The organism is Pleomorphomonas sp. PLEO, assembly GCF_041320595.1.
Lineage (GTDB): Bacteria > Pseudomonadota > Alphaproteobacteria > Rhizobiales > Pleomorphomonadaceae > Pleomorphomonas.
The window spans coordinates 3631861-3646257 of sequence record NZ_CP166625.1 but is presented as its reverse complement, the minus strand read 5'-3'; the positions used below and the strand labels follow the sequence as shown (position 1 = coordinate 3646257).

Here is a 14397-nt window from a genome sequence, read left to right as displayed (position 1 = left end):
TGAGCTTCGTCAAGTCCCGCAGAAGGTTGCCGCCACGCGTTCTTCCGGGCGCGGCGGCAGGGTGAGGTCTACATCTTCCGCCCGATCTTCGAAGGGGCGCGCCACCGCCTGCAACAGGCGGATATAAGTTGAGCCGTCGCTCCCATCGACGATGGCGTCGAGTGCTTTTTCAATCTGATGGTTGCGCGGAATGATGGCGGGATTGACCGCGCGCATCGCCACCGCGACGTCGGCGGGGGAACGGCTGCCCGCCGCGAGCCGCTCTTGCCATGTCTTCAGCCAAGGCTCGACCCCGGAGCTTCCCCCGAAAAGCGACAGGAAAGCTTCGGTATCCGCATTCGGATCGACAAGGCCGGCTAGACGGCGGAAGGTAAGGGTAAAGTCGGCTCCTCCCATCTGCATGACGGACAGCAGACCGGTTACTAGGTCACGGTCGCCCGGCCGCTCGTCGGCAATGCCGATCTTTTCGAGGAAACGCCCGAAATAGGTGGCTTCGAAATGACCGGCAAAGCCGCTCAGTCGCTGCACGACCAGCTCGACCGCCTTGTCGCGATCATCGGAGAGGAGCGGCAGCAGACATTCGCCGAAGCGAGCGAGGTTCCACTGAGCGATCTGCGGCTGCCGGCCATAGGCGTAACGGCCCTGGCGGTCGATGGAACTCAGCACCATACTGGGGTCATAGGCGTCCAGGAAGGCGCATGGACCGTAATCGATGGTTTCTCCGGAGATCGCCATGTTGTCGGTATTCATCACGCCATGGACGAAGCCGACCGATAGCCAGAGTGCGACGAGTCGCGCCTGCCGTTGTACGACGCTTTCGAACAATGCCGCGTAAGGGGTGTCGGTGCCCGCGATATCGGGATAAAGCCGTTCGATCACGTAATCAGCAAGGCGGCGGATACCATCCTCATCGGAGCGATGGGCGAAATATTGGAAGGTGCCGACACGGACGTGGCTCGCAGCGACGCGGGCCAGTACGGCACCCGGCAGCGGTCGTTCACGGAGAACCGTTTCGCCGGTTGCTACGGCTGATAGCGACCGCGTCGTCGGAATCCCAAAAGCCGCCATAGCCTCGCTGACGAGATACTCGCGCAACACCGGTCCCACCGCTGCTTTGCCGTCGCCGCGCCGTGAGAAGACCGTACGGCCGGAGCCTTTCAATTGCAGGTCCAGTCGGCGGCCGTCACCGGCGATCACCTCACCGAGCAGCACCGCGCGACCATCACCGAGCGCCGGCACGAAATGACCGAACTGATGGCCGGCATAGGCAAGGGCAATCGGGTCGGCGCCAGCCGGTATCGCCGCGCCCGACAGTGCTGCCACACCCTCGGGCGAGGCGAGGGCCTCGGCGTCGAGGCCTAGTTCCTGGGCCAGAGTCGTGTTGAGGACCAACAGCCCCGGCGACGGTGCTACCTCGGGACGCACACGCTCGTAAAAACGGGCGGGCAAGCGAGCATAACTGTTGTCGAAAGCGATGGAGAGAGGCACGAGCGGCTCCTCAAATCCCGGCCGTCCACGACGGTCTCGGCACGCAGGGGCGGTCACCGGACGATTGGCCGGTTCGCGTTTCTACTACGTAGAGTTCTGGATAAGGCCCCGCAAGGGCTTAGCCATCAAGGTAAATGGAGGTAGAGCAATTATCGTGCGGAAAATTATATTAAAACAAATATTTATACGAGAGTCTTAATCAAATATGTGAACGTTAGCCGTCCAATTTCTATCATTTAGATAGAAGAATGTACCATAAATGATTGATGTTTATGATAAGCGCGACGAAATCTAGATCATTCCGTCTCACGCAAATGGAATCAGGAGCCTGCTGGCGCGAAGGCGTTTTGGCCCATTCCGGAGGGCGCCGAGAGAATCGTGGTTGGCTAAAACCAGCTTGGCGACTGGGTGGGAAGGGCCTCTGCGTCATCTGCGCTCTGCCGTTGGGAAGATTCCGCAGTCGAAAATCTATTTCGGACCTCTGTAGGCTGTGACGATTCCGCAACAGCTCAGTCAAACTCGCGGAAGCAGAAATCATTAGGCATAAATTGCCCCTATTCAGCCATAAACGAACCTGACTTTATCCCCGTAAAACAAGCGTGGGAAAGCGTGTACGTGGCTGCTGCCATGAACCACATGTTCCCATGGAGGTTCGCGGGATGGGCGCGGTGCTCTAGGCACCGATAACCTGAAAGCGGGCGGGGCGGAACGCCGAGAGTGAACATGTCGGGTGTCTGTGTCAGAAACGTCTGCAAGGTCTCCGTCGCCCTGTCGTTGGGGGTGATGTTCGGCTCACAGGCCATGGCCTTCGATCCGCAGTCCGCCGCCAGGCAGGATGCGTGTTGCGATGCCGCAACCATGTCAACGCTCCGCGAAGCCACCCGAGCCTATTATTCGGGCGACAAGCGCGAAGCGGTCACCGGGCTGCTCGCTGCCGCGCAGAGCGGCCATCCGGCGGCCCAGTGGAAGCTCGGCCGCATGTACGCCAAAGGCGACGGCGTGGCCGAAGACGACATGAAGGCGTTCGATTTCTTCAGTCAGCTGATCTCGGCCCACGGTGAGGATTCGCCGTCGTCTCCGGACGCGCCGTTCATTTCCAGCGCTTTCGTTGAGGTTGGCTCTTACTATCTTACGGGCATCGCGGATTCGGCGGTTGTACCCAACGTCAACCGCGCCCGCGAAATATTCACCTATGCCGCCTCCTATTTTGGCGATGCATTGGCCCAGCTGAAGCTTGGCAACATGTACCTTGACGGGGTCGGCGTGGATCAGGATCCTCGGCAAGCCGCCCGCTGGTACCTGCTTGCAGCCCGCAAAGGACAGATTGACGCTCAGGCCAAACTCGGCGAGATGCTGGTCAAGGGCGACCAGATCGAGCCCAATCCGGTTCATGGCCTGATGTGGCTGACCATCGCTCTGAAGCGCGCCGAAGTCATGCATCATGACGATGCGGAAATCCGCGCGGCTCATGAAGATGCCTTCTCGCTCGCCAGCGAGGACGAGCGTCGCAAGGCCATCGCCTTGGCCGATCAATGGCTCGTGGACAACGACGCCGCCTTCACCCAGGCCTATGCCACGTCGGAACGTGCCGTCGAAGCCTCAGCGACCCGCTGAACGCAAACGGTCGAGATGCTCGGCGGCCTATGCCGTCAGTCATCCGGCAAGTGCCATCCACCGGGCCGTCGTCTCCGAGAAACAGATCGGCAGAGCTGGCGCTATACCCTGATCTCGACCACCACCGGCACATGGTCGGATGGCTTTTCCCAATCGCGGACGTCGTCCTCGATTTCGACTCCGGCGACTCGATCTGCCGCTTGGGGAGATGCCAGGACATGGTCGATCCGGATTCCCCAATTCCTCTGCCGCGCGCCCGCTTGATAGTCCCAGAAGGTGTAGCGCCCCGGCCGGTCATCGACGGAGCGCAAAGCATCCGTCCAGCCTAGATTAACGATCGACCGGTAGGCGGCCCGGCTCCGCGGCAGGAATAGCGCATCACCAGCCCAGACCGCGGGGTCATGACAGTCGCGCGGCTCGGGAATGATATTGTAGTCCCCGCAAAGCAGGGTAGCTTCCTCAAGCCTGAGAAGGCCAGCGGCATACCGCTTGAGGCGCTCCATCCAGGCGAGCTTGTAGGGGTATTTGTCGCTGTCCGGCGGATTGCCGTTGGGAAGATAAATGGAGGCAACGCGCAAACTGCCGCTCGGCACGGACACTACCGCCTCAATGTAGCGCGATTGAATGTCCTCGTCGTCTCCCGGTAAACCACGCCGAACCTCTTCGAGTGGTAGCAGGGATAGAATGGCTACGCCGTTGAAGCCCTTCTGGCCGTTCAGAGCTACATTATAGCCAAGGCGCTCGAACGGTTCGGTCGGGAAGGCCTCGTCAACGCACTTGATCTCCTGAAGGCAAACAATATCGGGACGGCTTTTTTCCAGCCAGGCCGATGCCGTCTCAATCCGGGCGCGGACACCGTTGATGTTCCAGGTGGCGATGCGCATGCAAGCTCCTCCGGCGGCTATTTCGACCTAACGATTCCCTATTTCCATACGCGCGAATCCTTCTCATACGCACGTGAACGTTACAAGAACTATCGTATTTTGATCTAGGTTAAGGGCATGCTTGACAACAGAACAAAGGCGGAACATTATAGGGAATAACAGGGAACACGGAGGCGAGGATGCCTGTCATAAATGCCAAGTTTTCCATCAGGGAAATCGAGTGTGTGGTCGGTATTCGCTACAATCAGGCGCCACCGACCCAGAACAAAAAAAGATCATTGTCGGGCTCTGCTCAGGTTTTGCCCGGATTTTCGCGTGAATCGATGCCTACGGTGCGCGATTTCACGCTATCGCCGCGCGAGCGCCTCGCCTCGGCGATTGCCTCGGCAGCTATCGTCCGCGATGTAGCGGCCCTTGGCGCCCTGGTCCTGTTCGGCACCATGCTGGTGCTGATATTGAGTTCGGCTGACATATTGGTTTGAGCTTGGGGATGGACGGGGTGAGTTTTCCACAAGTCGCAAGCCTTTCCACGAAAACACTCCGATCGCTTGGCTGGATGGGGTAGCCTGTCTTCGCCGATCCGATGTGGTGGATCGGCTTCCAATCGGAACATGGCGATGATCGGCGACGTTGGCTTTATTCACCTGCGCGTTCACAGCGCCTATTCGCTTCTTGAAGGGGCGCTTCCCCTCGTCAAGGCGCTGAAGCTTGCCTTGGCTGACAACCAGCCGGCACTGGCGATTACCGACACTGGCAATCTTTTCTGCGCCCTCGAATTTTCCGAGAAGGCCATCGAGAAGGGATTGCAGCCGATCATCGGCTGCCAAATGGCCGTCGATTTCGGGGATGATAGCACCGACCGCCGCCGACCGGGCGGACTGCCGCAGGCGCTGCCGTCCATCGTGCTCCTGGCAGCAACGGCGGAAGGTTTCGCCAACCTCACGGTGCTGATGTCGCGCTCCTTCCTGGAATCGGAACCCGGCGCTGCCGCCAATTTGCCGATCGGCCGTTTCGAAGGGCTGACCGGTGGAATCATCGCACTGACGGGCGGTCCTAGCGGTCCGGTCGACAAGGCAATCGCCGCGGGGCTGATGCCACAGGCCGAAAGCCGCCTTGCGCTGCTTGAACAGTTATTTGGCGACCGCCTCTACGTCGAACTGCAGCGGCACGGCACGCCCGAGGAGGTGATGGTCGAGCCACATCTCGTTGAGCTCGCCTATGCGCGCGGCTTGCCGCTTGTCGCCACCAACGAGTGTTATTTTCCGACGCGCGCCGACTACGAAGCCCACGATGCGCTGATCGCCATTTCCGAAGGGCGCATGGTCGCCGAGGACGATCGCCGCCGTCTGACCGAGGAGCATTATTTCAAGTCGCGCGCCGAAATGCAGACGCTGTTCGCGGATGTGCCGGAAGCGCTGGAAAACACCATTGAGATCGCCCGACGCTGTACCGTCAGGGCGCCAAAGCGCAAACCGCTGTTGCCGCGCTTTGCCGGAGCCGACGTTGACGACGTCGCGGCGGCCGAGGCGGCCGAGGCGGCCGAACTTGCTCGTCAGGCCTGGGAGGGACTCGCTCGTCGTATCGAGAGCCATGGTCTTGCCCCCGGACTAACGCTTGAGGACTATCATAAGCGCTTGGAATTCGAGCTGGGCATCATCACCGGCATGAAGTTTCCCGGCTACTTCCTGATCGTGGCCGACTTCATCAAATGGGCCAAGGCGCACGGCATTCCTGTCGGGCCAGGCCGCGGTTCGGGCGCAGGCTCGCTGGTGGCTTTCTCGCTCACCATCACCGATCTCGATCCCTTGCGGTTCGCCCTGCTGTTCGAACGCTTCCTCAACCCCGAGCGCGTGTCGATGCCGGACTTCGACATCGACTTCTGCCAGGACCGCCGCGAAGAGGTGATCCGCTACGTCCAGGGCAAGTATGGCCGCACCCAGGTGGCGCAGATCATTACCTTCGGGTCGCTTCAGGCGCGTGCCGTATTACGCGACGTTGGCCGCGTGCTGCAGATGTCCTATGGGCAGGTCGACAAGCTCTGCAAACTGGTACCTCAGAACCCCGCTCATCCGGTGACGCTCGGGCAGGCGCTGGAAGATGAGCCTCGGCTGAAGGAGGCACGCGAAGACCCGGTCGTGGACCGCCTGATCGACATCTCGATCAAGCTCGAAGGCCTTTACCGCCACGCTTCGACGCACGCCGCCGGTATCGTGATCGGCGACCGACCGCTCGATCAACTGGTGCCTCTCTATCGAGACCCGCGTTCGGACATGCCGGTCACCCAGTACAACATGAAGTGGGTAGAAAGCACCGGCCTTATCAAGTTCGATTTCCTCGGCCTCAAAACGCTGACGGTGCTGAGGCGCGCCGTCGACCTCATCGAGCGCAAGGGGGTGAAGATCGACCTGTCGGCGTTGCCGCTCGATGATCCCAAGACCTACGAGTTGCTGACCCATGGCGAGACGGTCGGCGTGTTCCAGCTGGAAAGCATGGGCATGCGCAAGGCCATCTCGGACATCAAGCCGGACCGCTTTGAGGATATCATCGCGCTCGTCGCGCTTTATCGGCCTGGTCCCATGGCCAACATTCCCGTCTACGGCGCCCGAAAGTTCGGCCTCGAGAAGCCTGACTATATGCACTCCTCTATCGAGCCGGTGCTGAAGGAGACTTACGGCATCATCGTCTATCAGGAGCAGGTGATGCAGATCGCCCAGATCCTGTCAGGCTATTCGCTCGGCGAAGCCGACCTGTTGCGCCGCGCCATGGGCAAGAAGATCAAGGCGGAGATGGACAAGCAGCGAGTCCGCTTCGTCGATGGCGCTGTCGAACGCGGCATCGACAAGGCGCTCGCCGATACCATTTTCGACCTCCTGGCCAAGTTCGCCGACTACGGCTTCAACAAGAGCCACGCCGCTGCCTACGCGCTGGTCGCCTACCAGACCGCCTATCTCAAGGCCAACCACCCTGTTGAGTTCATGGCGGCGTCCATGACGCTCGAATTGACTAATACCGATAAGCTCAACGACTTCCGGCGCGAGGCGATCCGCCTGGGTATCACTGTCGAACCGCCCTCGGTCAACCGATCCGATGTGGTGTTCGAGGTGGATGGCAAGCACATTCTCTATGCGCTTGCCGCCGTCAAAGGCGTCGGCCAGGCGGCCGTCGAACATATCGTCGAGCAGCGGGGCAACAAGCCGTTCCGATCAGTCTCTGATTTCGCCAGCCGCATCAATCCGAAGGCGATGAACAAGCGCATTCTCGAAGCGCTGACCGCGGCTGGTGCCTTCGATTGTCTGGAAGCTAACAGGAACAAGATGTTTCAAGGGCTCGAGGGCGTGATGGCCGCTGCCGCCCATCGGCTAGAACAGCAAGAGACTGGCCAAAACGAGCTGTTCGGTGGCGGTGGCGAACCGGAACCCGTTCGCCTTCCATCTGTCCCTAACTGGCTACCGGAAGAAAAGCTGCAGCGCGAGCACACGGCAATCGGGTTCTATCTGTCCGCCCATCCTCTCGACGCCTACGAGGCGCTTCTTGGCCGCCTCAGGGTGCAGACATGGGCTCAGTTCTCAGCCTCGGTGAAGAGAGGGGCCGCGGCCGGTCGTCTTGCCGGCACCATCGTCGCCAAGCAGGAGCGCAAGACTCGCACCGGCAACAAAATGGGCATCATCGGCATTTCAGATCCCACCGGACAGTATGAAGCCGTGATCTTCTCGGAGGGACTTGCTCATTTCCGAAGCCTTCTCGAACCCGGACAGTCAGTTATCCTGCTCGTCAATGCCGAGGACAAGCCGGAAGGCATCTCGGTGCGCATCGATTCCGTGGAGCCTCTCGATCAGGCGGCAGGCAAATTACAAAACGCTCTTCGGATCTTCCTGCGCGGCGTTGAGCCGCTTGCCGCGCTCCGTGATGTGCTGAGGCCGGGCGGGGAGGGGGATGTGTCACTGATCGTGCTCGGCGATCGCGGGCGGGGCGAGGTGGAGGTGAAATTGCCGGGCGGCTATCGGGTATCACCACAGCTAGCCGGTGCGCTCCGGGCGGTCGATGGCGTAGTCGATGTCGAGTTGGCCTGAGGGCGGCTAGCCGCCTGACACGAGCGCTCAGCGACCGTCGAGATCCCGGCGTACGGCGGCGAAGACCGAGCGAAACATCTCGGTTGTCAGCACGCCGGTGTTCGTGTTGTATCGCGAGCAGTGGTAGCTGTCGTAAAGGCGAACGCCGGGCAGACAGTCGAGCGTGTGTACGGCGCCATGGGCAAATTTGTGACGGGCAAGTGGTACCCCAAGCGTCTTCAGCAGCTGGTCGTGGGCGATCTTGCCTAGGGCCAAGATGGCGGAAAGCCGCGAGAAGCCTGCCATTGTCGCAGCAAAGAAGCGCCGACAGGTGTTGATCTCGTCGGTTGTCGGCTTGTTCTCTGGTGGCACACAACGCACCGCGTTGCTGATGGCGGCGTCGACGAGTTTGAAACCGTCGTTGGGGTCTGCCCGATAGACCCCACTCGCAAAGCCAAAGTCGAGCATGGTCTCGTAGAGAAGATCGCCGGCATAATCGCCGGTAAACGGCCTTCCCGTACGATTGGCACCGCGGAGACCAGGGGCGAGCCCCGCGATCAGGAGGCGCGCGTTGGAGTCCCCGAAGGTCGGAACCGGTGCGTTGAACCAATCGGGATGCGCAAGACGCTGGTCGTTTCGGAAGGAGACAAGGCGCGGGCACAAACCACAGTTCGGGTCGGGTTCGACCGGCTGTCCCTCGTATTCGGCAAATATCCTAGGCTTCGGCATACCGGTCTCAGACTTCATGGTTCGCAAAGGCGGCGAAGGCGCGGCTCCATTTCGGCAGTAGCTTGAGGAAGCGCGTATTCTAGCTGGGCGCCAATCGAACGTTGCTGCATCGACAATCTTCCACTTGGCTGACAACTACGAGCCGGGCCAATACGGATATCTCTTGCTGAAATGAAGTCAGCTAGCTACAGCGCGGCTCGAATATGTAGCCGTCCGGGAAGTATATTTGCAACACTTGGAAGCCGAACGCGCGTCAGCTGATGGCGTCCCCATAACCCGGCAGCGCCCGGTGTTGCTTCCGGCGCTCATGCTCAGTCAGCTCGCGCTACGCGCCTTGCTTGAGACCTCCGAGAAAGACATCGGCAGGTTCGAGCATGGAACAACCGTGTGAATCGGCGCTTACGCTTCACTCCTCGTCGGTTGCTCCCGACCGTTCGGTAGGACGGGCCGGCCGTTCGCCTGCGTCGCGGCCGATGCGCGTTGAAAGATTGGCCAGGTCGATGAAGTGATCGGCTTGGCGACGCAACTCGTCGGCCACCATCGCCGGCTGCGTCTGCAATGTAGAAACGACCGAAACCTTGCGGCCTTTGCGCTGGATGGCCTCCACCAGCGAACGGAAATCGCCGTCGCCCGAAAATAGAACGATATGGTCGACGTGTTCGGATAGCTCCATGGCATCGACTGCCAGCTCGATATCCATCGATCCCTTGACCTTACGCCGGCCGGTGGAATCAAAAAATTCCTTGGTCGGCTTGGTCACAACTTTATAGCCATTATAATCGAGCCAGTCGATTAATGGGCGGATGGAGGAGTATTCCTGATCCTCAGCAAGTGCAGTATAATACAGCGCTCTTAAAAGGTATCCCTTGGCACTGAATTCCTTTAGCAACCTACGATAATCAATATCAAATCCAAGGGCCTTGGCAGTCGCGTAAAGATTTGCACCATCGATGAAGAGGGCTATTTTTTCGCGTTCGTCAAACATTAGTTCTTTGCTTACCTCGCAACCGGCGGTCGTTAACAATGCTTCGTTTATATGAGCTTTTGTTCACGCGCTCTAAGAAAATTTCATCAGACGATATCAACGCGCTTCGTTTTGCCCGTCAACATTTCGCACATTAGCCCGCCTGTTATCAAGTTTCGGCGGCACAACCAAGTTAAAACGCTTTATTCTGATGGATTCCCACGGAAAATAGCAGAAAAGGGTACCAATTCGACAAACGACGCATGCAATGGACAAACGAATTAGCACCAACCATGGAGCGGTCACCGCTTTTTGATGCTCGCGTGAAATGATCCTCGCACTGGCTGGAAGTGGATGTTCGCTTGCATCGCCGCTTGCTTTTCGGCGGCCCTCCGCATATCTTCAATACGAATTCGGCAGGTTTGTTTCGCTATTTGAGACGAAACTGCTGGAAGCGAAATTCGCACTCTCTGAGCGCTTGCCGGACGGGATGCCGTTCGTGCAGGCGAAATTTGTTTCTGAAGCTGGAGTTGGACTATGGCACGCGTCACAGTCGAGGACTGCATCGACAAGGTGGACAACCGCTTCGAACTGGTGCTGCTGGCCAGCCATCGTGCCCGCATGATCTCGTCCGGTTCGCCCCTGACGGTTGATCGCGATAACGACAAGAATCCAGTCGTTTCGCTGCGAGAAGTGGCGGAATCGTCGATTTCTCCTCAGGACCTCAAGGAAGATCTGATCCACTCGCTGCAGAAATACGTTGAGGTGGACGAGCCCGAGCAGGAGCCGGTGGCCGGCCTACTGGGCGGCCCCAGCGATAGCGGCGACGACGATGAGATCGTCTTCGATCAGATGTCCGAAGAGGATCTGCTGCGCGGCCTTGAGAGCATGGTCCCGCCCGAGAAGGTCGAAGAGATCTGATTGCCGATCATGGCTGATGCTTTGACGGGCGGACCGGTTTCGGTTCGCCCGTTTTCATGCGTCGGAAACGGATTGAAAAGGCTCATCTCGCTTTTCCGTCGGTGCGGCCATGAATGAACTACTCTCCGAATTGGTGTTGCTATAGCTTGATTTTCGATGCCGACCCGATGCGGATTCGGGGTGCTCGGCAAGGAGAGGAATAACCGTCCCCGATGATGCGGCAGTACGAACTCGTCGAAAGGGTGCAGCGTTACAACCCCAATTGCGACGAGGGGCTGCTTAACCGCGCCTATGTTTACGCTATGCAGAAGCATGGCACGCAGAAGCGTGACTCGGGTGATCCCTATTTTTCGCATCCCCTAGAGGTCGCGGCCATTCTCACCGATCTCAAGGTGGACGATGCGACCATTGTCATAGCTCTTCTGCACGACACGATCGAAGACACTGACGCCACGCGGCAGGAGATAGACCAGCTGTTTGGCGTCGAAATCGGCCAGTTGGTCGAGGGGCTCACCAAGCTCCAGAAATTGGATCTCGTGTCGAAGCGTACCGCGCAGGCGGAGAATCTCCGAAAGCTGCTGCTGGCCATCGCAGAGGACTTGCGTGTTCTCCTCGTAAAACTTGCCGATCGTCTTCACAACATGCGGACCCTGCACTTTGCACCTGAAAGCAAGCGCGGCCGCATCGCCGAGGAGACGATGGAGATCTATGCGCCGCTCGCCGGTCGAATGGGCATGCAGGATATGCGCGATGAACTTGAGGACATCGCCTTCAAGACGCTGCACCCCGACGCTTTCAGTGCCATCAAGGCGCGCCTTGATGAAATGGAGGCGCTGCAGAAGGACCTCATCGCCGATATTGAAAAAGAACTTCGGGAAAACCTGGAGTCGCGCGGCATCGTCGCCACCGTCAAGGGGCGGCGCAAACAACCCTATTCGATCTTCCGCAAAATGATCGACAAGCAGCTCGGCTTCGAACAGCTCAGCGACATCTATGGGTTCCGTGTGCTCGTGGATGATGTCGATACCTGCTATCGAGCGCTCGGTGTCGTCCATCAGCTCTGGCGAACGGTGCCGGGCCGCTTCAAGGACTATATCTCGACACCCAAGCCGAACGGCTACAAATCGCTGCATACCACCGTGGTCGGGCCTCATCGCCAGCGTGTCGAGCTGCAGTTCCGTACACATGGGATGCAGCAGGTCAACGAGTACGGCATCGCCGCGCACGCCCTCTACAAGGACAAGATCAGCGAGAGTGGCCACCTGCCGCAGCTCGCCGACGATACGGCTGCCTATGCTTGGCTGCGTCAGACCGTCGAAGCGCTGTCTGAGGGGGCGAGCCCCGAGGAGTTCCTGGAAAACACCAAGCTCGAGCTTTTCCAGGATCAGGTGTTTTGCTTCACGCCCAAGGGGCTGCTGATTGCCCTGCCACGCGGCGCGACCCCGATCGACTTCGCCTACGCCGTTCACACCAACATCGGCAACACGTGCGTCGGCTGCAAGATCAACGGCCGCATCACTCCGCTGGTAACCGAACTGAAAAACGGCGACGAGGTGGAGATCATCCGCTCCAAGGCTCAGGTGCCGCCACCGACTTGGGAGACCATTGCCGTCACGGGCAAGGCGCGCGCCGCCATCCGCCGCGCCACACGCGAGGCGACACGCAAGCAGTTTGCCTCACTCGGCCGTCAGGTCCTCGAAAGCGTGTTTTCGCGCGAAGGTCGTGAGCTTACCGATGCGTTGCTCGAGCAGGCGCTGCCCCGCTTGTCGCAGCCGACTGTGCCGGATCTGCTCGCCGCTGTCGGGCGTGCGGAGGTTCCATCGGCCGATGTGCTCAAGGCCTGCTTCCCCGATTATCGCGAGGAGCGGGCGGCTAGGCAGACGTCAGCGCAACGGCAGGAAGGTGGCTGGTTCTCGTTTGCCGCCCAAGCGGGCATCAAGTTTCATGGCGATTCCGATTCGATCCGCGCCCATGGACTGCCGATTCGTACCGTCGCGGCTGATCTGCCGGTGCGCTTTGCACCCGATGGCGGCGCTGTGCCCGGCGATCGCATCGTCGGTATCGTCGAGCCGGACATCGGCATCACCATCTATCCGATCCAGTCGCCGGCGCTGATCGCCTTCGAGGACAAGCCCGATCGTTGGTTAGATGTGCGCTGGGACATTGATAGCGAGGATCCGATCCGCTTTCCGGCCCGCATCTCCATTCAGTCGTTCAACGAGCCCGGCTCGCTCGCTCGCATTGCCAAGGCGATCTCCGACGGCGACGGCAACATCGACAACATCGGAATGGCGCGACGCACGCCCGATTTCCACGAGATCGTCGTCGACCTTGAAGTTTGGGACATCAAGCATCTGACGCAGATCCTCAACGAGCTGCGCGTGCTGACGAATGTCAGCAAGGTCGAACGCGTCAACGGGTAAGCCATGATCATAGGTATCGGCTCCGACCTTATCGATATTCGCCGCGTCGAGAAGACGCTGGAACGCTTTGGCGAGCGTTTCGTCCGGCGGGTATTCACCGATGTCGAACGCGAGAGGTCCGATCGCCGGGCCAATCGCGCAGCGTCCTATGCCAAGCGGTTCGCGGCCAAGGAGGCCTGCTCCAAAGCGCTAGGTACAGGCATCCGTATGGGGGTCAACTGGCGCGAGATGGGGGTCGTCAACCTAGTGACAGGACAGCCGACCATGCGTCTCCAGGGCTCGGCGGCGGCGCGCCTTGCCGCATTGACCCCAAAAGGGCTTGTTCCGCGCATCGATGTCACCATCACCGACGACTATCCTCTGGCGCAGGCCTTCGTCGTAATCTCCGCTTGGCCAGCGGACTGGCCGGGAAGTGGTGCTTGATCCGCCACAATTCGGCTTGCTTTTCGGCTTTTCGTTGCGTCTCCGGTGCCGCTCCGATAAAAGGCGCCAAGGTCCGAGCTGCCGCGGATCGGTCGCTTTGGCCGACAGGGGTTCGGGATCAGACTCCGATTGAAGGGCGGCCACATGTCGGCGACCAAACAGAGCGCGGAATCCAAGGACGGCATCTGGGAGACGATCAAAGTGATCGTCGAAGCATTACTTCTCGCGCTCGTTGTGCGCACCTTTCTGTTCCAGCCTTTTTCGATCCCGTCAGGCTCGATGATGCACACGCTGCTCATTGGCGACTACCTGTTCGTTTCGAAATACTCCTACGGCTACAGCAAGTATTCCTTCCCCTTCGGCCTCGCGCCTTTTGAAGGTCGCATCTGGGCGAGCGCGCCCAAGGCCGGCGACATCGTCGTCTTCAAGCTGCCAGCCGACCATTCGACCGACTATATCAAGCGCGTCATCGGTCTGCCTGGCGACAAGGTTCAGATGAAGGGTGGCGTGCTCTATATCAACGACCAGCCGGTCAAGCGCGAACACACCGGGGAATTCGCCGAAAAGGGGCCTTTCGGTAATGACATCAAGGCGCAGGTCTGGCGCGAAACGCTGCCGAACGGAGTCTCCTATGACACGCTCGACATGGGTACGACAGCCGGTGACGATACCCGCGAATTCGAAGTGCCGCCGGGCCATTATTTCATGATGGGCGACAACCGCGACAACTCCGCTGACAGTCGCATCGACGGCTCCGGGGTGGGCTACGTGCCGTTCGATCATCTGGTTGGCAAGGCGCAGGTCATTTTCTTCTCCATCGACGAAAGTGCCAAGCCCTGGATGTTCTGGACGTGGCCGTGGACGGTCCGCGTCGACCGCATGCTTTCGATGCTGAACTGATC

Annotated in this window: 11 protein-coding genes; 7 read left to right on the top strand and 4 right to left on the bottom strand. The window is 59.7% G+C overall.

Going from position 1 to position 14397, the window contains the following annotated elements; all coding sequences use genetic code 11:
• Positions 1-9 precede the first annotated feature (9 nt).
• Entirely contained in the window at positions 10-1488 is a 1479-nt protein-coding gene (locus AB6N07_RS16990) for a YdiU family protein (protein ID WP_370674251.1), read from the bottom strand.
• A gap of 723 nt (positions 1489-2211) precedes the next feature.
• Between AB6N07_RS16990 and AB6N07_RS16985 the strand changes: the two genes are divergently transcribed.
• The gene (locus AB6N07_RS16985) at positions 2212-3102 is read left to right on the top strand and encodes a tetratricopeptide repeat protein (RefSeq protein ID WP_370674250.1); all 891 of its coding nucleotides are present in this window, start codon (positions 2212-2214) and stop codon (positions 3100-3102) included.
• Positions 3103-3203: 101 nt separating this feature from the next.
• Here the strand turns inward: AB6N07_RS16985 and xth are convergent, their stop codons facing one another.
• Entirely contained in the window at positions 3204-3986 is a 783-nt protein-coding gene (xth, locus tag AB6N07_RS16980; protein ID WP_370674249.1) for an exodeoxyribonuclease III, read from the bottom strand.
• 179 nt (positions 3987-4165) lie between these two features.
• Here xth and AB6N07_RS16975 point away from each other — a divergent pair, with 179 nt between their 5' ends.
• Both AB6N07_RS16975 and dnaE read left to right on the top strand, forming a co-directional pair.
• Positions 4166-4468: a hypothetical protein gene (locus AB6N07_RS16975; protein ID WP_370674248.1), complete on the top strand. Its 303-nt coding sequence runs from the start codon at positions 4166-4168 to the stop codon at positions 4466-4468.
• Positions 4469-4603: 135 nt separating this feature from the next.
• A complete protein-coding gene (dnaE, locus tag AB6N07_RS16970) occupies positions 4604-8056 on the top strand; it encodes a DNA polymerase III subunit alpha (protein ID WP_370674247.1) in 3453 nt (1150 codons plus the stop codon).
• Positions 8057-8083: 27 nt separating this feature from the next.
• Here the strand turns inward: dnaE and AB6N07_RS16965 are convergent, their stop codons facing one another.
• Together AB6N07_RS16965 and AB6N07_RS16960 are read right to left on the bottom strand one after the other, a co-directional pair.
• The gene (locus AB6N07_RS16965) at positions 8084-8764 is read right to left on the bottom strand and encodes a uracil-DNA glycosylase (protein WP_370674246.1); all 681 of its coding nucleotides are present in this window, start codon (positions 8762-8764) and stop codon (positions 8084-8086) included.
• A 406-nt stretch (positions 8765-9170) separates the two neighbouring features.
• A complete protein-coding gene (locus tag AB6N07_RS16960) occupies positions 9171-9749 on the bottom strand; it encodes an NYN domain-containing protein (protein WP_370674245.1) in 579 nt (192 codons plus the stop codon).
• Positions 9750-10265: 516 nt separating this feature from the next.
• On the opposite strand from AB6N07_RS16960, the gene rpoZ reads away from it, so the two are divergent.
• From rpoZ to lepB, 4 genes are all read left to right on the top strand, one after another.
• The gene (gene rpoZ, locus AB6N07_RS16955; protein WP_370674244.1) at positions 10266-10649 is read left to right on the top strand and encodes a DNA-directed RNA polymerase subunit omega; all 384 of its coding nucleotides are present in this window, start codon (positions 10266-10268) and stop codon (positions 10647-10649) included.
• A gap of 212 nt (positions 10650-10861) precedes the next feature.
• Positions 10862-13072, top strand: coding sequence for a bifunctional (p)ppGpp synthetase/guanosine-3',5'-bis(diphosphate) 3'-pyrophosphohydrolase (locus tag AB6N07_RS16950; RefSeq protein ID WP_370674243.1), 2211 nt, complete (start codon positions 10862-10864; stop codon positions 13070-13072).
• 3 nt (positions 13073-13075) lie between these two features.
• Positions 13076-13495 carry a holo-ACP synthase gene (gene acpS / locus AB6N07_RS16945; protein ID WP_370674242.1) on the top strand — a complete coding sequence of 140 codons (420 nt, stop codon included), beginning with the start codon at positions 13076-13078 and terminating at the stop codon, positions 13493-13495.
• Between the two features lie 144 nt (positions 13496-13639).
• Positions 13640-14395 (top strand): signal peptidase I, encoded by a 756-nt coding sequence (lepB, locus tag AB6N07_RS16940; RefSeq protein ID WP_370674241.1) that lies wholly within the window; start codon positions 13640-13642, stop codon positions 14393-14395.
• Positions 14396-14397 lie beyond the last annotated feature (2 nt).